Source organism: Parabacteroides sp. AM58-2XD, from assembly GCF_003463685.1.
GTDB classification, from domain to species: domain Bacteria; phylum Bacteroidota; class Bacteroidia; order Bacteroidales; family Tannerellaceae; genus Parabacteroides; species Parabacteroides segnis.
The window spans coordinates 1-22,903 of sequence record NZ_QSDP01000105.1 but is presented as its reverse complement, the minus strand read 5'-3'; the positions used below and the strand labels follow the sequence as shown (position 1 = coordinate 22,903).

Annotated in this window: 15 protein-coding genes and 1 pseudogene; 6 read left to right on the top strand and 10 right to left on the bottom strand. The window is 42.0% G+C overall.

The features are described 5' to 3' along the window. Window positions 1-87: 87 nt before the first annotated feature. A complete protein-coding gene (locus DXA15_RS20255) occupies window positions 88-1,995 on the top strand; it encodes a glycosyltransferase family 10 domain-containing protein (RefSeq protein WP_128135230.1) in 1,908 nt (635 codons plus the stop codon). A gap of 18 nt (window positions 1,996-2,013) precedes the next feature. On the opposite strand, the gene DXA15_RS20250 is transcribed toward DXA15_RS20255, so the two are convergent. Beyond that, window positions 2,014-3,201, bottom strand: a complete 1,188-nt coding sequence (locus tag DXA15_RS20250) for a 6-bladed beta-propeller (protein ID WP_128135229.1) — start codon at window positions 3,199-3,201, stop codon at window positions 2,014-2,016. A 326-nt stretch (window positions 3,202-3,527) separates the two neighbouring features. Here DXA15_RS20250 and DXA15_RS20245 point away from each other — a divergent pair, with 326 nt between their 5' ends. Next, window positions 3,528-4,121: an HU family DNA-binding protein gene (locus DXA15_RS20245; RefSeq protein ID WP_122328856.1), complete on the top strand. Its 594-nt coding sequence runs from the start codon at window positions 3,528-3,530 to the stop codon at window positions 4,119-4,121. Window positions 4,122-4,517: 396 nt separating this feature from the next. Here the strand turns inward: DXA15_RS20245 and DXA15_RS20235 are convergent, their stop codons facing one another. The 4 genes and pseudogenes from DXA15_RS20235 to DXA15_RS20225 all read right to left on the bottom strand — a co-directional run. Next, a complete protein-coding gene (locus DXA15_RS20235) occupies window positions 4,518-5,384 on the bottom strand; it encodes a nucleotidyl transferase AbiEii/AbiGii toxin family protein (protein ID WP_128135228.1) in 867 nt (288 codons plus the stop codon). Continuing rightward, a complete protein-coding gene (locus DXA15_RS27115; RefSeq protein ID WP_233567483.1) occupies window positions 5,381-5,665 on the bottom strand; it encodes a hypothetical protein in 285 nt (94 codons plus the stop codon). The genes DXA15_RS20235 and DXA15_RS27115 overlap by 4 nt, the downstream gene beginning before the upstream one ends. 26 nt (window positions 5,666-5,691) lie before the next feature. Continuing rightward, on the bottom strand, window positions 5,692-5,964 hold the full coding sequence (locus DXA15_RS27110) for a type IV toxin-antitoxin system AbiEi family antitoxin domain-containing protein (protein WP_233567482.1): 273 nt from the start codon (window positions 5,962-5,964) through the stop codon (window positions 5,692-5,694). A 181-nt stretch (window positions 5,965-6,145) separates the two neighbouring features. After that, window positions 6,146-6,868, bottom strand: a pseudogene (locus DXA15_RS20225) (hypothetical protein); the annotation flags it as partial. A gap of 172 nt (window positions 6,869-7,040) precedes the next feature. Here DXA15_RS20225 and DXA15_RS20220 point away from each other — a divergent pair. From DXA15_RS20220 to DXA15_RS20205, 4 genes are all read left to right on the top strand, one after another. Continuing rightward, window positions 7,041-8,351 (top strand): ATP-binding protein, encoded by a 1,311-nt coding sequence (locus DXA15_RS20220; protein ID WP_128135227.1) that lies wholly within the window; start codon window positions 7,041-7,043, stop codon window positions 8,349-8,351. Window positions 8,352-8,363: 12 nt separating this feature from the next. Beyond that, window positions 8,364-10,433: a cation:proton antiporter gene (locus DXA15_RS20215; protein WP_128135226.1), complete on the top strand. Its 2,070-nt coding sequence runs from the start codon at window positions 8,364-8,366 to the stop codon at window positions 10,431-10,433. Between the two features lie 82 nt (window positions 10,434-10,515). After that, window positions 10,516-11,262 carry an ABC transporter permease gene (locus DXA15_RS20210; RefSeq protein ID WP_044245154.1) on the top strand — a complete coding sequence of 249 codons (747 nt, stop codon included), beginning with the start codon at window positions 10,516-10,518 and terminating at the stop codon, window positions 11,260-11,262. Window positions 11,263-11,265: 3 nt separating this feature from the next. Further along, a complete protein-coding gene (locus DXA15_RS20205) occupies window positions 11,266-12,039 on the top strand; it encodes an ABC transporter ATP-binding protein (protein ID WP_128135225.1) in 774 nt (257 codons plus the stop codon). 91 nt (window positions 12,040-12,130) lie between these two features. On the opposite strand, the gene DXA15_RS20200 is transcribed toward DXA15_RS20205, so the two are convergent. The 5 genes from DXA15_RS20200 to DXA15_RS20180 all read right to left on the bottom strand — a co-directional run bounded on the left by DXA15_RS20200 (window position 12,131) and on the right by DXA15_RS20180 (window position 22,858). Further along, window positions 12,131-15,043: a pitrilysin family protein gene (locus tag DXA15_RS20200; RefSeq protein WP_128135224.1), complete on the bottom strand. Its 2,913-nt coding sequence runs from the start codon at window positions 15,041-15,043 to the stop codon at window positions 12,131-12,133. A gap of 78 nt (window positions 15,044-15,121) precedes the next feature. Continuing rightward, on the bottom strand, window positions 15,122-16,195 hold the full coding sequence (locus DXA15_RS20195; RefSeq protein WP_128135223.1) for a FimB/Mfa2 family fimbrial subunit: 1,074 nt from the start codon (window positions 16,193-16,195) through the stop codon (window positions 15,122-15,124). Between the two features lie 19 nt (window positions 16,196-16,214). Beyond that, entirely contained in the window at window positions 16,215-20,549 is a 4,335-nt protein-coding gene (locus tag DXA15_RS20190; RefSeq protein WP_128135222.1) for a hypothetical protein, read from the bottom strand. Between the two features lie 106 nt (window positions 20,550-20,655). Beyond that, window positions 20,656-22,062, bottom strand: coding sequence for a hypothetical protein (locus tag DXA15_RS20185; RefSeq protein WP_128135231.1), 1,407 nt, complete (start codon window positions 22,060-22,062; stop codon window positions 20,656-20,658). A 46-nt stretch (window positions 22,063-22,108) separates the two neighbouring features. Beyond that, window positions 22,109-22,858 carry a hypothetical protein gene (locus DXA15_RS20180; RefSeq protein WP_199676398.1) on the bottom strand — a complete coding sequence of 250 codons (750 nt, stop codon included), beginning with the start codon at window positions 22,856-22,858 and terminating at the stop codon, window positions 22,109-22,111. Window positions 22,859-22,903: the final 45 nt, after the last annotated feature.

Genomic DNA, 22,903 nt, shown 5'->3' with positions numbered 1-22,903 from the left:
AACAGCAAACTGATAACTAAGCAAAAAAACAATCAAACTGACCTTATAAATAATAAAAAAGTAATATATTCACTAGAAAATTATTATATGAGTACTTCATGTCCTTTTTTATCTATAATAGTTCCGATATATAATGTCGAAACTTATCTGGAAGAGTGTTTGAACTCCTTGATCAACATACGGATAATTTCAAAGGAGATTATTTTGATCAATGATGGCTCAACTGATCGGTCCGGTGAAATTGCAGAGAAGTTCGCATCTTCTCATTCCTGTATAAAGCTCTTTCATCAACCGAATCAGGGATTGTCGGCAGCACGTAATAAAGGATTGTCAGAAGTGCAAGGGGAATATATAATGTTTATCGACAGCGACGACTGGATAGTAGAAGGACAGACCGAAAAAATGTTCTCGGAAGCTATCGGTTTTCACCCCGACATAATAATGGGAAATTCCGTTTGCTATTATCCTGACGGAGAAACCGGGACCTTATTTAATTCAATCCCATCCCATTTATGCCACATCTGCCTGACAGGAAAAGAGTGTTTTTCAGAATTAATGAAACACGGGGCTTTTCCTCCGATGGTTTCTAATTACCTATACAAAAAGGACTGGCTAAACAAGCAAACATTGTATTTTGAGAATGTTGTCCATGAAGACGAACTCTGGACTCCCCAAGCTCTTTGCCTTGCAAAAAGCGTTTACATCACCAACATTGATTTTTACGGATACCGGCAACGGGAAGGTTCTATCATGAGGACATTGGTCACGTCCAAACGAGTACGAGACCTGATCTATATAGCTAATCGTTTGATTCTTTTTGCATCGGGATACAGTTTCAATGGCCCGGACCGGGATATGAAAAGCGAACTATACGCAAAAGCTTATATGTTATATAATTTAGCGTTCTTATCATTGGCTAAAATCAAAAATAGTAATTTCACTTTACCGTCACATGCATTGTATACCATTTTTAAAATATACCACCATCTCTCACCACTCTCAAAAAAGAGGATTTACCGCTATTACAAAAATGCCCAGAATAATTTGAAGAGTTATTTAAAATGGAAGATATCTTACTGGGCGGAAAAATTATCTCCTGAAATAATAAAAAACAAACATATTATATTGATATATAATACAATGTGGGATACTCCTCTAAACATTCCCGTTGAGCAGATTCCGGAAGACTATAGATTCACGACTGACAGGCAGTATTATCCTCAGGCACAAACAGTTATTTTCCACTTACCGACTTTAATCAATGAATTAGAAGACGACCTGGAAAAACCTGAAGGACAAATATGGGTTGCCTGGACATTAGAATGCGAAGAAAATTACCCGTTCCTCAAAGATCCGGAATTCATGGAACTATTTGACTACCGGATTTCTTATCACCAAACGGCAGACGTCATACAATCGTATTTGCATGACAATTTTATTCCTTTGATGAAACAACCAGTCGACACAAAGGAGAGAGCCAACAATATCTGTATGCTTATATCCAGCCCGATCAACCAAAGTTCGAGACAGGAATACCTGAAAGAACTTATGCGGGAAATACCTATAGATTCCTATGGAAAACTATTCAATAATAAGAAAATGGATCAGGATAACGGAAGGGAGTCCAAAATCAATTTATATAAACAGTACAAATTTGTTATTGCTTTTGAAAATGCCTGTGCAACCGATTATGTAACGGAGAAATTTTTTGATCCGTTGATCGCCGGAGCGGTTCCCATCTATTTAGGCGCCCCTAACATCAACGAGTTCGCACCAGGAGAGCATTGTTTTATCCATGCAAATGACTTTAAATCCCCTAAAGAGTTAGCCGATTATATAGAAGAATGTTACAATAATGAACAGGAATATCAATCTTTTTTCCAATGGAAACAAAAAGACCTCCGTCCTCAATTCATAGAGAAAGCCCAATTACAAAAAACAGCTCCCTTCATCCGCTTATGTGAACTACTGAAAACTAAGGAGAAAAGCCGATAATTGCACCCGATGCAACAATTATCTCTTGTGTTTTATCAGCATAATTACCGGATTGGATTCTTCATTCAATGTTGCAGCAGTTTCTTTCAGCTTTCCTGTCAGTTCTCCTTTCTTATAAGATTCAACAAGTTGGTCAGCTTCTAAAAGGTACCATGATTCGATTTCGTGGCTGACAAGTTTTGTTGCGCTCATGTATATTTCTTTTTTTGTTGTAAAATCACCATTATATACGGTATATCCTGAAAAAGACCGTTCTTTTGTGTCATACACCAAATAGTTTGTTGGGAATCCTTTTTGTGTATTCCAGTCATATACATTTTTGATCGTTTCCATAAAATAATAACGATCTGATAATAACCGGATAATCAAGAACTCTCCCGGATCCATAGATTGAATTGGCGGGGTTCTTACAATAAAAGGACGCAAGCTGTAATCCGGCAAAAAGGTATACACAGTGTCAGACGAAAGTTCTGACAGTACCCAATTACCGTTGAATGGAAAGATGGAATAGTAAGGACTAGGTCCTACTCCAATCACACCTTTACCATCATTCCCTTCCTGCTTTAATTGACGTAAGAACTTCTTTTCTTTAAATGGAATTTTTATTTCGTGGGCAATATGACCATCCTGTTTGGACATAAGTACAAAGGGGATCTCTTCATGGTTTTCATCATAGCAAATTAAATGATGTCTGTCATAATTGAATACATCGATATAAAATTGGAAGTAGATGCCATTTTCGTGTTTAAAACTTCTTTTAAAGCTCCCATATAAATCATATACAACAATTTTTTTGCCTAAAATGTCATTAACAAACATTTCTTCGCTCTCTTCATCCAAGGTAACGCTATAAAGACTTATATACTCTTCGCCTCCCTGTCCTTTACGATTTATCTTCCGTATGGCTTTCCCGTTTCTGTCATACACAAAAATAGTTCCATCATTAATTCGGTTCCTGTTTTTTACTAATATAAATTCTTTACCAACATCCAACACAATACCTTGATTAATGAAATCATCATTCGTTTCTAACGCAATATACTCTACATCCATAAAGTCCTGAAGTATCAATTCCTTTTTGGGAGAATAACTCTTAACCACGTTAACGGTAATGACACCATCGTTACCTTTCTGTTTTTGCCCTCTGCCTTCTGGCACTACTGTCAAAAGAAGAATGATTACTAAAATTGAATCTATACTTTTCATATGCTGCTTATTTTTACTTTACAAGCATTAAGAGCTATTTTTCGGCAATTTACATAAATTCTTCATACGCCCCCCCTCTTAAACGCCGTAAAATCCATTTATTTGAAAGAATATCATTAATATATGCTATCTCCGGTACAATTCCTTCCATTCCGTATTATATTTGTATTCGTACGTTTTTGCGTTTGATATATATCAAACGAATAAAACACATATATGCTTCTTTCGTTTGATGATTGATTTCCTTTCGTTCAATGATTATTGAATGAATGGGTGTACGGGATGAAAATTTGTTTTGGCTGGTATTAATTTAAAACAAGATAGTAATGAGTTTAAAATTCGGATGGTACAAGACACCGGTCCCGGGAGACAGGGAAGACAAAAAGATTCCGCATGCACGGATCATTTCACAAGGTACGCTCGATACGAAGTATATGTGCAAGATGATCTCGATGTCGAGCACGATCTCATCAGCAGACGTAAAAGGGGTATTGGAAGCACTTAACTTCTGGATGGGGTTTCACCTGGCGGAAGGGAATAGCATCGAGCTGGACGGACTGGGATATTTCACACCCACGCTGAAAAGCCGGACAGTAACGGATGAAAACGGTAAAACCAAAGTCATCGCAGAAGCCGACACCGTCAGTTTCCGCTGCGCAACCTCCCTGAAAGAACAGGTCAGGGAAGCCGGACTGGAACAGGTGAAAAAGGCGAAAACAGAAAAACTCACACAGGAACAACGGCTGGAGAATATTATGAAAGAGGTGAATAAAAACAGATGTATCAACACCGGCACCTGCGTGCAGATAAATCATTACAGCCGGTTTATGGCCCTGAACGACCTGAAGTTACTGATAGACAGCAACAAGCTGGTTCAGATCGGCAGAGGGAAACAAACAATGTATATACGGTCATTTTAGCAGGGGTGAAATTTGTCATTCTGCGTTCTGTCTTTTATCTTTATTCGAAATTTCGCGGTGGCGAAAATAACCGCCGCGAAATTTCAGATTAATTCCGGTAATATGAAATTTTACCGATCCTTTCTAAAGAAGCAACGCAAACTGTCCGGTATGACATTGGAGATGTATTTCAGGGAAAAGCTGAAAGAACAGTAACTAACAACCTCAACATAACTCTGCAATATTGCGTCATAAACGATAAAATAAGGTCATTATGAATAATAGAAGAATTGCTTCTGGACTAGAGTTACCCACATACTTAGCACCATACTTGCCAAAGTGAATAATATCGAGAAGCAACTTTCTCCTTTCATTTTTCTATTTGAGATTTGTTTATTGCCATAGTTGTGATGCTGTTTATTGTTCCTTGTACTTTTCCCAATAGGGGAATAACCTTTCTTTTATCAGACTGACCGCCGTTTCAAAATCCGGTTCCGTCTTTCTGATTTTCTTTCTGAAACCTTTCCATAACATTTGAAACTGGGGATTCTTGGGAAAATCATCACTAAACAAGGGATGGTTCTCTTCATATTTGGTTCCTCTGTTCTTCAGGGTAGCGTGGATTGCTTTCTCCAGCATGTCGCTATCTAGTGTATTATGTAATAAGGTATAGAGGTCATAGAAATCCTTCATGCGACTGTTATTTTCCGACAATTCAATCATCGCCTGAAACTTCTCTGCCACTACCGTTTCCAGTGAGTAAGCCATGATACTGACAGCGGGCAGTTCGTCCAGCAACAGAGGATATTCCAGTTCCTGCGGTTCGGGTGTGATAACGTCACCGAAACCGATGTCCATAGCTATTTTCTGACGGACGGTATCCAACTGTGCCGCTACACGTAGCCGTATGCCTTTATATACACGGTTTTCATTGATTTCTTCAGTTTCGATACTATCCGTATCAAAGACGGTTCCGTCTTCCTTGCAGGATATGCCGCATATTTCGGAAAAAGCTTCTTCAATAATCTTTTTGTCGTTGTTGATGCTACTCCCGAGAAAGTCTATATCCAGTGTAGGTCGTGCCTTCAGCTGTTTATAGGCATAGAGTAACGCGCCTCCTTTCAGGTAAAAGCGGTTCTTGTACTTGCTCTGTGCAAGACGGTATAGAAGGCGTTCCTGTACATAGCGTATCAGTAACGGTTGGTAAGGCAGTCCTTCCACTTTCGACAGATTCAAGAGCTTCGCCTTTACGGACTTGCCGTAGTCTTTCGATTCTTTTGTCATAGTTGGATTTCCAGATATTTGTTGAGTATTCCGGCAATCCGCATGGACTTGGCATAAGCGGTCAGCCGAGTTATATTACGTTCCTTGCGTGACAGGTAGTTTTTCAATATCTCGGAACTCACGTCAATTCCGATTTTGTTCCGGTAACGGATGGCGTCACAAACCGATTTCTCCATATCGTAAATGGGTATTTCAAAACTGTCTATCTGTCGGTGGACAATGCCTACACTATAGATGGAACGGTCCCAATAATTGAGTATGATGGGCGGGTAGTCGGGCAATGTTATTTTTTGTTTTCTTGGTATGGCTACATAGAACCTTGCGGTATCTGTGTGGTCAGTTCATAGTACGCCCATGCGGAGTAAAGACACAACACCCCGTCAGGTACTATCTTTTCAAGGTCAATCATGGTTCCTGCCATTGCGTCTTCCATACAGTACACACCCGGTTTCAGACGGATTATCTCACCTGATTTCACTGCTTCCAGTAACCGGTAATACAGGTAACGGTTGCCGATAATCTCCTTACGGGTGATATATCCTCTATGTTGCTCTATCAGAAGTCTCAATTTATCATCCATATTATCCTTGTCTTATATGTACAAATATACGGCATTTATCTCTAAGTGCCGTATATTTGTACATATTTTCTTTCCCTACCTCGCTTAAAAAATATGTTTTATAACTATTTGATTTTTTAGTATGGTCGCGTTGTTTTTGTGCACCTTTTTGAAATACTAAGTTTCGCCTATAAAAAATGGATTTATTACCGTAAATTTGATTTATCCACATGGAAAACAGCTTATCGGTCAAGGAAAACACTTTATTGATTTCAGTAATAATGTCTTTTTCCAGCAGTTTTTTACGGCCGCCTGTACTGAACTTGCAGATGTCAGGCTATGTCGTTTTATAAACGATCCGGATGTAATACGCTCTGCTTCGCCGTCTTTGGCAATAGCATAGAGTAATTCTTTCTGTTTTTCAGGGATATTTGATAATATTTCACGGAAAATCGTATCATTCGCCGCAATCATGTTGTTGATAGCTGCTCGTATCATTTCCAGCGTACAGATTTCCCCTTCCGGGGTGTCGGCAAAAGCTTCGTTAAAAGTTTTCTGAATGTAGAACGTATGCCCTTTAAACAGGGTATAAACCCGTTCTACATCTGCAACTTCGATTCGGCGGTTCCGCTTCAGGAAATGTCCGACAATGAACGGGATATATATATATCCGGAGCAATTGCGGTCAACTCAAGCATATCCGCACTATGATAAAATCTCATCCAACGTATATTCGGGACGATCTATATCACCTAACTCTATATTAAATGTCGGTGTACCGGAAAGCGGATCAAATCCAAATTTTCCACTGATTGTTTCCGTTCGTGACAGACTTTATCAGGCGGGCCGATTCCTGTATACGATCACAAAAATATTCGGGTTCTATTTTACCGGTTACGATAAAGGGATTTATAACTTTTGCCATATACTCGATCTTTTCAGCAAATATAATTATTTAATTCGAATTATTCAAATCGAATAATTTCATTTGCCTCTAATAATGGTTTTCATTTGCATTATAAAAGAACAATAGTTACCTTTGTAATAGCCATTAATGTAACGACCATTAAATTAATGATCATTAAAACAGTAAAGTCATGAAGTTTTACGATCGTACACAAGAGTTGGAATTACTCCGGGATATCAATAAACAATCACGAAACACAGCTTGTTTCACGGTGATGGTGGGACGCAGGCGCATCGGTAAAACCTCTTTATTGCTCGAAAGCATGAAAGGTGAAAAGTTTCTCTATCTCTTTGTTTCACGTAAAAGCGAAGTCCTTCTGTGTGAACAATTTCAACAGGAAATAAAAGACAGTCTGGAACTGGAGATTTTCGGAAACGTAACTGAGTTTCGTATTTTATTCGAACAACTGATGATACACGCCACTCAAACACATTTCACACTGATCATCGATGAATTTCAGGAGTTTGACAATATTAACAGTTCCATTTTCAGTGATATTCAAAATATCTGGGATAGATACAAAGAGCAGGCAAAAATAAATTTCATCGCTTGCGGGTCGATATATTCCATGATGAAAAAAGTTTTTGAAAATAACAAAGAGCCTCTATTCGGGCGCCTTACTTCAAAAATCATTTTAAAGCCTTTCAGAATTTCAACAATCAAAGAAATTTTGAAAGATTATAATCCGGAATATACCCCGGAAGATCTTCTGGCCTTTTATCTTATCACAGGCGGTGTTGCTAAATATGTTGCTTTACTAATGGAAGCCGGAGCTGTCACTTTCAATCAAATGATCCGCTATACCATTCGACCGGATTCTCCTTTTTTATCGGAAGGACGTGATTTACTGATATCAGAGTTCGGACGCGAATATGCTACTTATTTTTCCATTTTACAATTAATAGCTTCCGGAAAGACCAGCCAAAGTGAAATAGATTCGATCATTGGAAAAAATACGGGCGCCTATCTGGCTAATCTCGAAAAAGAATATTCCCTGATCAACAGAAACAAACCGATGTTTTCAAAACCGGAAAGCCGCAACAGTCGCTGGTGCCTGAATGATAATTACCTGATGTTCTGGTTCCGTTTCATATTCCCGAATCTGTCAATGATTGAACTGGGAAAAAACAATATGCTGGAACAATTCATCTTAAAAAATTACGAACAATACAGCGGGCGCATCCTGGAACGCTATTTCAGAGATATGATAGCTGAAAGTGAAGACATCACGGATATCGGAAATTACTGGGATAACAAAGGTGAGAATGAAATAGACCTTATCGCCCTCAACCGATTCGAGAACAAGGCATTAATAGCAGAAGTCAAACGAAATTTTCACAAGATAAATGTAGCCCGCCTATACGAAAAGGTTGCAACAATAAAAAAACAGTTGGCACATTATACGCTGGATATAAAAGGATTATCAATGCAAGATATGTAAATCTTTATAGATATGATATTACTCTCAAACATAGATTTCACCCTCCCGCTGGCTGATCCGGTATTGAAGTTCTTACTGATACTGCTGATCATCCTGGCGGCCCCGCTCCTGTTGAATAAACTCAGGGTTCCACACCTGCTGGGACTGATCATTGCCGGAGCCATTATCGGGCCGAACGGCTTTAACCTTGTCCTGCGCGACAGCAGTATCATTCTTTCGGGGACAGCAGGGTTACTTTATATCATGTTTCTGGCCGGGCTGGAAATAGACATGGGGGATTTTAAGAAGAATAGCGGGAAAAGCCTTGTATTCGGGATGTATACGTTCCTGATCCCTATGATACTAGGGACGGTCGTTGGATTATGGGTGCTTGATTTCAGCATGGAGACGTCCGTACTGCTCGCCAGTATGTTCGCATCCCATACACTGATCGCTTATCCGATCATCAGCAAGCTGGGGATCAGCAAAAACAATGCTGTCAGCATAACCGTCGGCGGGACCATGATCACGGATACGCTGGCTTTACTGGTGCTGACAATTATTGTCGGGATGGCGACAGGAAATGCCGACAACGCTTTCTGGATACGCCTGGGCGTTTCCATCGTTATTTTTGCCTTGATTGTGTTACTGGTGTTTCCCTTTATCGGACGGTGGTTCTTCAAACGGGTACACGATAATATTTCGCAATATATATTCGTGCTGTCGATGGTGTTCTTCGGTGCATTCCTTGCCCAGTTAGCGGGGATGGAAGCGATCATCGGCTCTTTCCTTGCAGGACTGGCCCTGAACAGGCTGATTCCGCAAAGTTCGCCGCTGATGAACCGTGTAGAGTTTGTCGGGAACGCGATCTTTATCCCCTTCTTCCTGCTGAGTGTGGGGATGCTGATCGATTACCGGGCTTTCTTTACCAGCTTCGAAACGATCAAGGTCGGTATGGTCATGATCATCGTGGCTACGGCTGCGAAATATGCGGCAGCCTGGCTGACACAAAAGACCTTCCGGCTGTCGGTCGACCAGCGGAGTGTTATTTTCGGACTGAGCAACGCCCAGGCGGCAGCTACACTGGCAGCCGTCATGGTCGGGTATAACGTGATCCTGGGAACCGATGCCAACGGTGCTCCCATACGACTCCTGAATGAGAGCGTACTGAACGGTACGATCCTGATGATCCTGGTGACCTGCGCCATCGCCTCCTTCTCCGCCCAGAAAGGAGCGCATAATATAGCGATGAAGGAATCCGAGGAGGAGACAGAAGACAAAGATACGAAGGACGAACATATCCTGATCCCCGTCAGCAATGAGGAGACGGTTGAAGAACTGGTCAACCTCAGCCTTGCCATAAAATCAAAAACGAATACCAGCGGGTTATATGCTCTCAAAGTGATAGACAACCAAAATTCGGACGACAAGACACTAAAATCCTCCAAACGGGTATTACAGACCGCTGTCGATACCGCCGCGGCCACCGACACGCGGTTGAAAGGATTGCTCCGCTACGACCTGAGCATCTCCAACGCCATTACCAGCGTCGTGAAGGAACGGGAGATAACCGACCTGGTCCTCGGGTTGCATAAGGAAAAGGACATACCGGCTGCATTCCTGGGAAATATTGTTGAAAACGTATTGCACCACAGCAGCGTAACGACCTTTATCTACAAACCGGTACAGCCCCTGGCCACCATTAAACGCCACCTGATTATCCTGCCGGACCGGGCGGAAAAGGAAATCGGCTTCATACCGGTCATGAACCGGGTATGGAACGTGTTGCAGAATACCGGGGCAAAAGTCGTGTTCTACGGTTCGGAGGATACGCTGAAAGCCATCAAAAAACTCTTCGCCAAAAGAGCGGGAGAAATATCATATGTGAACTTCAGCGACTGGGATGATTTCCTGATCGTGTTCCGGGATGTGAAAGCGGACGACAGCATGTGGGTGATCTTCAGCCGGAAAGAAGGTTATTCCTACGACCCCGTAATGCCGCGTATCCCCGGTTATCTGAACAAGTATTTCCAGAGTAACAGCTTCATCCTCTCCTACCCGATCCAGGCTAGTATGGACGAAGGGACACGGTACCTGACGTGAAAACAAATCATAAACAGTGAACAGTAGTTGACATATTTCAGTTATATTTGCAGACTGGAACAGATAAGTAATCAAGAAAATAATGAATAAAGCGTTACATAGAATGGGAGAATATGTCATGTTGATGGGGAAATCCATATCAATACCTGACAGATGGAGCATGTTCTTCAAACAATTGATAAAAGAGATATACAAGCTGGGTGTCGATTCTCTCTGGATCGTGGTTATCATTTCAGTATTTATCGGTACGGTTATCGCCATCCAGATATCATTGAATATCAGTTCACCGCTGATCCCTAAATTTACGATCGGGTATACGACCCGCGAAATTATCCTGCTGGAGTTTTCATCCTCCATCATGTGTCTGATCCTAGCCGGTAAAGTGGGAAGTAATATCGCCTCCGAGATCGGAACCATGCGTGTAACGGAACAGATCGATGCGATGGAAATTATGGGAGTCAATTCGGCTAACTTCCTGATTATGCCGAAAATTGCCGGACTGATGATCTTTATTCCGGTACTGGTTATTTTCAGTATGTTTACAGGAATTATGGGAGGTATAGCCGCCAGCCATTCGACAGGAACAGGTATGACGCCGGCCTCTTTCGAATACGGCTTGCAGTTTTATTTCAATGAATTCTATATATGGTATTCTATTATAAAATCTGTCGTTTACGCCTTTATAATCTCATCGATAGCCGCTTATTTCGGTTATTATGTGAAAGGGGGAGCACTCGAAGTCGGTAAAGCGAGTACGAATGCTGTTGTAATGAGCAGTATCATGATCCTGCTGGCAGACGTAATAATGACCCATTTAATGCTTACGTAAGAAATGATAGAAGTAAAAAACATAACGAAATCATTTGAAGGCCGCACAGTGCTGAATGATATCAGCGCCGTTTTTGAAACAGGGAAGACCAATCTGATCATCGGACGAAGCGGTTCCGGAAAAACAGTCCTGATCAAAAATATCATCGGCCTGATGAAACCGGATTCGGGTGAGATCCTGTACGATGGGCGCGACCTTACTTCCATGGATAAATTGGAATTGAACATGCTTCGCAGGGAAATGGGCATGCTGTTCCAGGGATCAGCCTTGTTCGACAGCATGACGGTTCTTGAAAATGTGATGTTCCCGCTCAATATGTTTTCTAATGATTCTTATAAAGAAAGAGAAAAAAGAGCCATGTTCTGCCTGGAACGCGTGAATCTTGCGGAAGCGGAACATCTGTATCCGTCGGAGATCAGCGGTGGTATGATGAAACGTGCCGCTATTGCCCGCGCGATCGCATTGAACCCCAAATATCTTTTCTGCGACGAACCCAATTCCGGACTGGACCCTAAAACGTCCCTGCTGATAGACGACCTGATCCACGATATTACAACGGAATATAAGATGACCACGGTTATCAACACCCATGACATGAACTCCGTAATGAATATCGGGGAAAACATCATCTTCATCAAGGAAGGTGTTAAAGAATGGCAGGGAACAAAAGACCAGGTCATCACCTCCAACAACAAAGCCCTCAACGACTTCATCTTCGCATCCGACCTGTTCCGGAAAGTCAAGGAGGTGGAGATGCATCAGGACGATGGAATATGAGAATTGAAAATTACTTGATAGAAAAAGAGAGACGGTTGTTAAATCAAATGAGCATTTAACAACCGTCTTTTTAATTTTCAAATTCTAATTTTTAATATCCAAATATCTCTTCTTTACTCAGTTTCGTTACCGGTCCGTACTGTTCCAGGGACTTCAGATCCAGGTCCTTTTCATCTCCCAGTACACAATAGGTATAGGTACGTCCTTTTACCCATTTCTCCTGGAAGGCTTTGATATCGGTAAGGGTCATGGAAGGTACTTTTTCAAACAGTTCCTTCCTGCTGTCGGTATTCAATCCCAAATCCTGTGCATTCAGATACGACCATAACACTCCGGATTTTGTGATACGTTCCGTACGCATACGGGTTATCAAAGCTTCTTTTGCCAGATTGAACGCTTTTTCCGACTCCGGCATATTGTTGATAATATCATCAAAGGCTTTCATTGCATCGATCATTTTATCATTCTGTGTAGCAATAAACGTACGGTATACATACGGATATTTCAATTTCGAAGGAGTGATAAGATATGCCCCTGCAGAATAAGCCAGTCCGCGGGCTTCACGCATTTCCTGAAATACGATCGCATTCATTCCGCCACCGAAATATTCATTGTACATGTTCAATGTCGGCTCGATCGACGGATCGAATTTCTCGCCACGATTGGATACGGCTGAGAAATAAATCTGTTTGGCATCATATTGTGCCAGCAAAACTTTATTTTTCGGTGTTTCCTGTTGCTTGAACTCTGTTGCGGCCGGAACAGGAACAAGTTTTTCCGGAACATTATGATACTGTTTAACGATATCCAGTAAAGCCTGCGGTTTTTCAGGCCCGTAATACAGTATCTTATGTTCATAGGTATTTATCTTATGGATACGGTCGACCAATTCCTGAGGATCCATCTGTTGTAATTCAGCTGTAGAAAGGACATGTGTAGCCGGAGATTGCGGTCCCCAGATAGCATATTGAATCAGTTTATTGAAATTCTGTCCCTGGTTCAATTTAGCATCCGTCCGTTTTTTCAGAATATCGTCAGCCAGATTACCGTAAGTATCCTTGTCCACTTGGGCATCAGCCAGAATCTCCTCAAAGAGAGCCATTGCTTTCGGCATATTTTCCTTCAGGCCTTCCAGCATGACATACGTGCGGTCCGCTCCCGGGAAAACATTGAAGTAGCATGCCAAACGATAAAATTCTTCATTGATCTCTTTCAGGCTTTTCTTTGAAGTACCGAGATATTTCATATATTCGAAAGCCGTACCCATCGCCTTATCGTTGTTCGTTCCCATCTCAAAGACATACATCAGAGAGAAAACATCGTTCGTCATATTCTGTTTGTAAAGAACAGGAATATCCGACTTTGCTGTCAGCTTCTGCAAATCCTTGTCATAATCGAGAAATACAGGTTCTATCGGAGCAACCTCTACTGCCTGTATTTCCTTAAGGAACACGCTTGAGCTGTCGCGGTTCATTACGATAGGAGTAATTTTAGGTTTGTCGATTTTCTTCTCATTCGGATCCTTGCCCTCTCTTTTGTAGATCAAAGCATAATTATCTCCGAAATACTTATTGGCAAAGTCGACGATCTGTTGTTTGGTCACTTTACTTAAACGTTCCAACTGAGCTACCTCGTCTTTCCAGTCAACACCATTTATAAAAGCAGAAACAAACATATCTGCCCGGCTACTGTTATTATCCAGGCGATACATTTGCATCAGTTTATAATTATTGATCGCAGCCTCCAGCAACCCTTCATCGAAATCTCCCTTTTTCAGTTTTTCTATCTCTGCAAGGAAAAGATCTTTCACATCGTCCAGCGTTTGCCCTTGTTTCGGACGGCCACTCATTACAAATGCATTATAATCGGCCATACCATAAGTACCTGCATAACAACTCAGTACTTTCTGCTGTTGAACCAGATCCACATCCAGCAAACCGGCTTTGCCGTTATTTACGATTTCGCCAGTGAGGTTCAGCAAATCTTCTTCCGGAGACGATGCGCCCGGGAAACGCCATCCCAAAGTCACATTTTCCGCATCCACGCCTAATACCTCTTTCACAACCGGAGCCTTGACGGGTGATTCATGGGTTACCGGCAACTTCGGTAAATTCGGGTTCGGTTGCAGATGACCGAAATATTTATTGATAACCTCAATTGTTTTATCCGGGTCAAAGTCGCCCGACATACAAATTGCCATATTATTCGGCACATACCAGGTATTATGATAGTTCTTTATATTGGTAATCGAAGGATTCTTGAGGTTTTCCTGAGTACCAAGTACTGTCTGGGTTCCATAAGGATGATCCGGGAAAAGAGCGCTCAAAACGGCCTCATATACTTTACGACCATCGCTGGTTAAAGACATGTTCTTTTCTTCATAAACGGTTTCCAGTTCCGTATGGAAACCACGGATTACATTGTTTTCAAAGCGGTCCGCCTGGATTTTAGCCCAGTTGTCGATCTGATTGGAAGGAATATCTTCCGTATAGACAGTCATATCAAATCCCGTATAAGCATTGGTGCCATTGGCTCCGATAGCAGCCATCAGCTTATCGTACTCATTGGGAATAGCATATTTGGACGCTTCATACGAAATACTGTCGATCTGATGATAGATTTCTTTCCTTTCGGCCTCATCGGTAATCTTCCGGTAAACTTCAAACAGTTGTTCAATTTGATCGAGCAGCGGCTTTTCCATTTCATAATTCTGAGTACCAAACTTTTGTGTACCCTTAAACATCAGATGTTCAAAGTAATGCGCTAACCCGGTTGTTTCAGCCGGGTCGTTTTTTCCACCAACTTTGACTGCGATATAAGTTTGGATACGCGGTGTCTCTTTATTGACTGTCAAGTAGACTTTCAAGCCGTTGTCCAACGTGTAGATACGTGCTTTCATAGGATCGTTAGGGACTGACTCGTACTTAAACGGGGAGGTCTCCTTACATGCTGCCACCAGTAATATAATCACGGCCAGCGAAAGAAACGAAATAATTTTACGCATAAGATTTAGATTTAGGAATTCTATGGCGCCAAATATAGGAAATTATACTCTAAAAAAATCCTGTAAGTGATAAAATGCTTAAGGTGTAAACAAAAAAGTATTGAAATCTATCGGAGTCGCTTCTGTTCCTATGCTGTAAAAGTGGTTGGTAATTATCGGAAAACGGTAAGGATCTTCTGTTGGAATGATGATTCCAGTGCCGCCGTTAGTCTCAGAGACCTCACCGTCTACGGATAATTTGACTTTATGAATATGCAAAGGGGTTCCGGCAGCATCTACCAATACGATCTGCAAGGTGTAATCTTTATTTGCAGGAAGCGGTACAGGGAGAATATAAGAACCTTTTTTCGTTGTTCCGCCTGCAATAAACTCACTCTTGGGTATATTGACAACGATCTTGTCGCCTGCGTTTGAACTCATCGGACTTATGATAAAATCATCCGGAGTTTGTTTGAGCAGAAAGTTACTTTTGTTTTGTATCGTATACAACTCAATATGTAAAGCGCTTACTTCGACACCGTTTATTTGGGTCGGAATATGATTGAAATACCCCGACACTCCGGCTACACGACGATACAAATCCACATATCCGGTATTGCCGTTTAGAAGACTTAGCGTGAAAACAGAAGAACTGGCGAATAACTCCGAAACTGCAATATCAGCACGCCCTTTGCCGGTAGCCAGTATGGCATTAGCATCCTTCAATAAGGTACCGGTAACCAGGTCGGCCCGAATCGCATCCGGCAGGCCATACGTATCCCCGGCCCGGTCATCCAACCCGATTGCCAGGAAAGTATATTCCTTCTGAGGCTGAAAGCCTCCATATTGCACCTTATATTTCTGCTCCCGTGTGGAAAGCCCGTTTTCAGCTCCTGCGACATACTGCCAGTTTATATTCTCAGAGGCCACACAACGGGCATCACCTGTTGTGCCATCGAAAATATACAATTGTACCTGTCGGACATGTTGAAGGTTGGCCGGACCAGTTAATAAGGTACGGGTCATCAAATCAGGAGAGGTGTTAAAGACTAACATTACCGGTTCTTTATCTTTACCGGGCTCTCCTACATCTTCGCTACTACACCCTAATAAAGAGAAGAGCAATAACGAACAAAGCAGCCTGTATAATCTTGTATATGACAACGTTTTCATATTCATTGTTTTTTTACTATTAATAGTTGCTGAGCTTAAGTACCCAGGGTACTTTTTCATCGATATAAACCTTAATCAGATTGATACCCGGAGACAAGCGTAACCGATATTCAGTTGCCGGATAGGATACCGAATCGACCAACCGTCCGCTAACATGGTAAACTTCGCAACGGGTCATTGTTGCAGATGTAGCACGCACGACCACCTCATCCGTTCCTTCTTTGTAACAGAAGATACGGTTTTCATCGGATATACCGTTTTCACTATTGGTCATTGTCTCTTTTCTCAGATAAAAACGCCCGACATTGGTTGAGAGATTCCCCAATACGATTGTTGTTTCAGGAGTATCGAGTGAATATTGTAGTCCTTTCTCTGCATCGAACAGGTTCCACCCGGTCCATTCCCCATTTTCTGTTTTGCGAACTGATAAACTTACATCCGCAGGAGTCCGCAGATAAAATCCAAGCAGGATCTCCGCAGCATCGTCAAGTTGCTGGATATCGAGTGCTTTTTCATCCGCAATACTGAAAAGAGCGACAGAGGGACGAACTTCATTATCGATAAGAATCCCAGCGTCTTCTCCCGCCACATATTTTTTATCCGCCATCGGATTCCATCGGATCAAGGCGTTGCTCTCCGCCTGCCCGGCGGACGCAGTCAAAAAAAGAGAGGCAGGATCCGGCTGTGCCGGGACAACCGTACTTTTCAACTTGTTTTCCGTGCCGGGAGCAGAGACCAGCATAGCTTCCGTAAACCTGACCGATTGGCTGGCAGACGGAGACTCTATGGTTATGAAAAATGACTGCATGGGGGCAATCCGGGTATAACCGACACCGTTACTTAATAGCTGCCCATCTGCTTTGATAGTGGAATTACTGCTATTGCCATCATAAACCTGCACAGATTTTACCCCGGGATTCTCTTTCATAAATTCAGAGATATCTATGTGAGACATGAACATATTTCCCACCAGAAAATATGTTCCGGCCGTTTTATTTGTCAATGTAACCAAGATCGGGAAGGAAACACCTTGGGTATTATTTTCATAGATAAAACGACCGACTCCCGAACGGGCGATAGTCTCTTTTATGCCCGTACCCTGATTGTTCGTAGTCACATATTCATACTCGGTATGTTCCTTGGGGAAACGAAATATGAGCGGCAAAGTAGCTGTACCCTGCACAGCTTTCAGAGAAAAACCTTTTCCCATACTGTATTCCTGCGCCAATGCATTAAATGGCTCCGTCCATTGAGTTTCCGTAGGTTTTACGGTTACTTTTCCATTCCTCAATGTTTGACCGACAGCATCACTGGCCCATAAACGTTGATAAATACGGGGATTAAAACGATTTTGCGGTGCTGAACCAACATTCAGCGATGTAAATGGTGCCGGATTTCCTCCTGCCGGAATAAACATATCCCCGGTTACCATACTCTTCAACGGAGCCGCAAGCATATAATAACGATCCGGATTAAGCGTCAGGTCTACCCAGGCTTTTTGATAGATCAACAGATGAGTTTTTACGACCTCTCCTCCGGACTCAAAATAAATATTATTACATCCGTTTTGCTCTATGTTGGTCAGAACCGGATAAATATTGCAATCAGAAGGAATGGTCACGTTGGTACATATCAGCGGCGAACCATTGGTCCAGTTTTCCCAATGGTTCCAATCGGAATTTTCCGGATTGATCTTCCAGGTTGTATTCAAAGGATGCACTTTAAAAAACGGATCGGATACGATCTTTCCATTCTTATCTTTCACGATCAGATCAAACCGTCCGGATGTGGATATGGGACCGATCACCCAACTAAAAGAGCCGTCGGCACTCGTTATGGAATAAGAAAGTCCATTGATACCGAGGGCAGTACAAAACAAGGTATAATTATTCCCCTGAATGCCGCTACCGGTAACCGTAAGATTGTTGTTTTGACAAATCGGCCCCACATTGACATTAGTAAGACCGGTACGGTCGCCCGGACACGATTCCTCATCGATACAATCCGGTATGCCATCTCCATCGATATCATGACGAAAAAATAAGCCGTATAACTTCAGATTATTTAATAGATCGGCCACACCGTTCACCGTAATACGAACTTCATCAAAGGGGCTCCTGGGGCGCATCATCAAATATTCCTTATCTCCGTAGCCGATAGCATCCAAGCCCAACACACTCCAGTTTGTAAGCGTCTCGCCTGTAGAAGTGCCCTTATAATAGGTTTCCATAGTCATCCAGTTCCCGACCGCAACACCTGCCAGATAAGTCGACTGGTCTATGATCAACCCCAAATTATGAGTCGCATTCAATACACCGCCCACCTTAACTGCTATCTTTATGGAAGAAGCTACACCTATACCGTTGACAGAGGTATAGGTCGCCGGATTATTATCGATAAAATTTTCGAGGTTCAATATTGTACCGCCAACGCTTGCTAAGGCATTGATTCCGGTTACCGCATAATTGATAGCTGCCCCGGTATTATCCGTCGATATGATCGTCGTACTACAGTCAATCGGACTGCCATAACAACTCAAGGTCGCCGGTTCGACAAATGCGCCATAAATGCGTAATGTGGAAATGTCCGTGGAAAGGACGCCACTTTTCCATAAGGCTATTTCATTGAAATTCTTGTCGGCAGGAACAACAATACTGTAACGAACTTTCAAAGAAGAATCGCTACCGATAGCCCCAACCGATATTACGTTTGTATTATCTATTACCTTTTCATACGTTTTTGTCTGGTTATTATAGACCCTTATCTGGAAGAACTGGAGCAGATTAGCGCTTAATAACGTAGACTTGGACTCAACAACGAAACCAACCCTCTTTGCCGTACCATCACTAAAAGTTCCGCCATTCTTTTTTATACCTACGATCTGTAAGTTATCTGCAATGTTCAAGCCTCCGTTATATTCGGCGTAAGTACTCATACTGGCATCGATAATATTCTCTTTATGAGTCATATTACTCAATGAAATCAGGCTTCCGCTGGATTCGTTGATAGTAGTCGACAAGGATACACCGGCTACAGGTTGGTTACAGGCATCGGATACTGCAGTCTGTATCCCTTTGATAATGGTTACCAGTCCGGTATCTCCATCAGAGGCTGTTGCCCGGAACACATAGTCACCGGTTACACCGGCTGTCATATTCGTAACCGTTCCGGTAGATGAGACGGCTACATTTTCTCCGGAGGGCTGGCTGACCACCTCCCATTTTGTGATGTCACTGTTTCCCGTAAGTTGGTAAGTCGTTTGCTCCGCACAAATCGCGGTATTCACGGTTAGCCCTAAATTGTGATGGTGAGGGACTGTCAGAGGGTCATAGATATAACCGTAATAGACAGATTTAGTACTTGTGCTTACTGCGCTAGTAAAAGATAATCTTGCCTTATTGAAGGCTTGGTCGGCAACGACAGATACCTGAACCATTCCTTGCGAAAGGACTCCCAATCCCAGGACAGAGGGATCTAAGGTTGTAGTAGATGTCTTACCTTTACTATCAGTAAGTATCAGCTTCGTCGTGGCAAGTAAACTAATATTCAATATTCCTGCATCTTTATATTTAAAACCTATTTCAGTTCCGGCGGGATAATCATTAGTCCAAGCTAACTCGACATAGGCAGTTCCGATAAGGGAACTGACCGTAGCGAAATCCGTCAGATTAGGAGTGATCAAGTTTCCTGCATTACTAACAGCTAGTACAGGAGCTCCGTTTGCACTTAACCCGGCTATCGAATTATTGGTAGTCAATGTTTTTTCCACAGCATCCCCCACGAAAGCATACCTGATCTTCAGTTCTCCGATAGCAGCCAAAGCGACTCCTGTATTTACAAGGCCGATCTCATCAAAATCCTTGGTAGACGAGACGGTTAGATAAGACACTGCTTCCTGTTGCCCAGGCAGTTGTATCAGATGAAGACTAAGCGCACTTGTATTTTGCCCCTCTTTTACGAGAATTGTTTCCTGAAGTGTCCCTCCCTTATACAACATAATACCTATGCCCTTCAATACATTCAGGGATAAAATACTGCTATTTCCCCCCGCTTGTATGCAAAAACCTGCTGTAGTACCTGTCGGATATACATTTTTAAGATCCTTGATCCGTACAACAGGACCTACCGCCACATCTACTCCGACTACCCCGCTGAACGTGGCGTAATTATTCAGATTCTCATCCAGCAAATAATCCATATTTTGTACACCGGAAGCCACTTTCGCCACGTTGACCAAATTATTGATCAAGCAATCGGGAGCAACTAATGCTTTGCGTGTCAGGCTCTCTGCCGTACGTATGTTAAGTACGGAAAAAGCAAACAGAATGATTAACAGAGGTATATACTTTCTCATGATTTATTAAACTCTAAAAGTGCCGGATATATGTATTGATTGTACAGGAAACAGGGCGAAGCGATGTTTGAATCGCCTCGCCTGTTATTATCAGGATATATTCTCCTTATTCAACGACTAACTTATGGATGAATTCCCAGTTATCGTTTACACGAAGCGTTATGATTTGTCCTTTGAAAAGATCTTCAGGCTCTTCGGTTTCTCCTCCTCCGGGATTTTCCGGATCTCCGGGTTTGGCCATTGTCTTCTCGCCAATGGTATATAAATGGTTGCGCACGAAACTATAACTACCGGTCGATTCGTTTGCGATTGCTACGTTATCTTTATTTACAACATTTGTCTGGGCTGTTGCCAAATTTACCGTCCAGTATTTTATAATTGTATTAGCGCCGTCTAATAATTGCAGTTCTAATGTACTCCTATTTTGGTTGGCAAATGGAATAACGAAATTACCGGCAAATACGGTTCCTTTTTTCGCATTAAAATCAGCACGCATAGCTACGGGTATCGCCCAGGTAGGGAACTGTTCGGTGCCGGCATCCTGGTCGTTTAACAGACCATCGTCGTTCGTATCCATCGGATTGGCAGTGAACCAGTCGCTTAATGTAATCTGATAGAGAATAACTGTATTGTCGGCTCCTGCTGCATCATGGAATTTGGTGTTTGCTGTTGCTGAAGTTTTTCCGTTTACGACATATTTCACGTTCGCTCCTCCCGTTTTTCTGAAGCTACTATTGAAATTAGTCATTTCTAATTGTGTGTTTTTTGCTGAGGCTACCAAACGCAGGGTAACAGCGTCTTTATTATCTACTTTAGCCGGAATATTTTTAAAATAACCGAAAGCACCTGCCACCTGGCGGTGGAGATAAAGAACGTTGTTAGCGACATTGGCCGTCAATGTAAAATTCCGATTGGCGTCTACGGTAATTTTTTGGATGGAACCGGCAAACACTTCTTCTCCATCTGTTGTGGTCGTCGCAGTTACATAGCTAAACGTATTCGCGCCTGACCAGCCTTTTATGATATCGGTAAGAGCCGGAGAATAGGCATACTTAGAGCCGGAAGAGGTATAACCGATCGCATAGACTAAGTAATTACCCGGATCCAGGCCGAGATTACTTCCATTTGTAATCTCGGTTTTCAGATTCAATGTCGTATAACGCCCATGATCCGCAGAGCCGTCATTTGCAGAACCGTTATATATAATTCCGGAGGGAGAAGATGCGTCGCTCCACTGATTATACTCTTTATCAAAAACACAGCCGGTGAGAGCATCACCCGTTCCTAAAGAGAATATCGCGACCTTCACTTTATCGATAGTCTGTGTCGCCTCCAAACTGTATAGCGGACGTCCTGCCTTTGTGGTCAGACCGTCACCGGTATTAGCCACACGAAGGATCAATTCCTGTCCTGTTCCGGATTCCGGACCCGGATCATCTTTCGGGTCACCATCGTTACTACATGCAGAGAACAAGAACATGCCTGTCGCTGCTAAACATAAAAACTTCTTCATCATTTTGAAAATTAAAGTGAAACAATAATTGTTACTTACTGATTTGTCAGTTGATTACCAAACCGTGCTGTTGCTCCCAGTTATCGTTTACCAACATGTAAATCAAAAATTCTCCGTTACCGTTGTACACATATCTTAATACAGTCAGTTCATTTCTCTTCAGGATAATATTCATTCCTTTGGGAGAGAAAGTCGAAAGATCGTACTTATCAGTAGCATAGAAGTTTAGTTTTAACAGCGAATATCGATCTTTTCCGGAAGGCGCCAATACTGTTTTTATAACAGTTTCCTGAACATCCTGCCGGTCAAATCGTTTATAAACGGATGTTGATTCAGTGTAATTAAAGTGACGGTCCACTCGTTTAAAGAGACTGTCAATTGTGTTATCGGAATGATTTGCAGAACGAGGTAAATTTACCAGATGAACGATTAATTTACCTTTTACACGTTCCATATCTACAGTATAGAGATAATTCTCCGCATCATATACCAGTGTATCATCGGCCAGGTAAAGGTCATCGCTTTCCCGGTTACCAATGTGTAAAATTGCTTTTTGAGGATCATCCTTTAAAGGACTGTCATCCGATAATCCTCCCCATACGGTAAATACATATTTTCCGAACGGAATATTATCTGATAATCCGACAGAATATACTTTTTCATCTCCTATTATATTAAATACATTTTTATGTTCAATTACCTCTCCTGTATTGACATCTGACAAGGTATAATAAAGAGTAGGAATATATTCCCGAAAAGACAGATTTTTCTTCCTTATATTCTTCCAATTCCACATTGTTGATATTAAAATAATTTTTATCTTTAACAGCTATATTTATTT

Coding starts and splice junctions, on each gene's coding strand:
- DXA15_RS20245 (WP_122328856.1), top strand. CDS start 3,528: ATGAGTTTAAAATTCGGATGGTACAAGACACCGGTCCCGGGAGACAGG.
- DXA15_RS20250 (WP_128135229.1), bottom strand. CDS start 3,201: ATGAAAAGTATAGATTCAATTTTAGTAATCATTCTTCTTTTGACAGTA.
- DXA15_RS20190 (WP_128135222.1), bottom strand. CDS start 20,549: ATGAGAAAGTATATACCTCTGTTAATCATTCTGTTTGCTTTTTCCGTA.
- DXA15_RS20200 (WP_128135224.1), bottom strand. CDS start 15,043: ATGCGTAAAATTATTTCGTTTCTTTCGCTGGCCGTGATTATATTACTG.
- DXA15_RS20195 (WP_128135223.1), bottom strand. CDS start 16,195: ATGAAAACGTTGTCATATACAAGATTATACAGGCTGCTTTGTTCGTTA.
- DXA15_RS20220 (WP_128135227.1), top strand. CDS start 7,041: ATGAAGTTTTACGATCGTACACAAGAGTTGGAATTACTCCGGGATATC.
- DXA15_RS20235 (WP_128135228.1), bottom strand. CDS start 5,384: ATGACAAAAGAATCGAAAGACTACGGCAAGTCCGTAAAGGCGAAGCTC.
- DXA15_RS20210 (WP_044245154.1), top strand. CDS start 10,516: ATGAATAAAGCGTTACATAGAATGGGAGAATATGTCATGTTGATGGGG.
- DXA15_RS20185 (WP_128135231.1), bottom strand. CDS start 22,062: ATGAAGAAGTTTTTATGTTTAGCAGCGACAGGCATGTTCTTGTTCTCT.
- DXA15_RS20215 (WP_128135226.1), top strand. CDS start 8,364: ATGATATTACTCTCAAACATAGATTTCACCCTCCCGCTGGCTGATCCG.
- DXA15_RS20255 (WP_128135230.1), top strand. CDS start 88: ATGAGTACTTCATGTCCTTTTTTATCTATAATAGTTCCGATATATAAT.
- DXA15_RS20180 (WP_199676398.1), bottom strand. CDS start 22,858: ATGTGGAATTGGAAGAATATAAGGAAGAAAAATCTGTCTTTTCGGGAA.
- DXA15_RS27110 (WP_233567482.1), bottom strand. CDS start 5,964: ATGGATGATAAATTGAGACTTCTGATAGAGCAACATAGAGGATATATC.
- DXA15_RS20205 (WP_128135225.1), top strand. CDS start 11,266: ATGATAGAAGTAAAAAACATAACGAAATCATTTGAAGGCCGCACAGTG.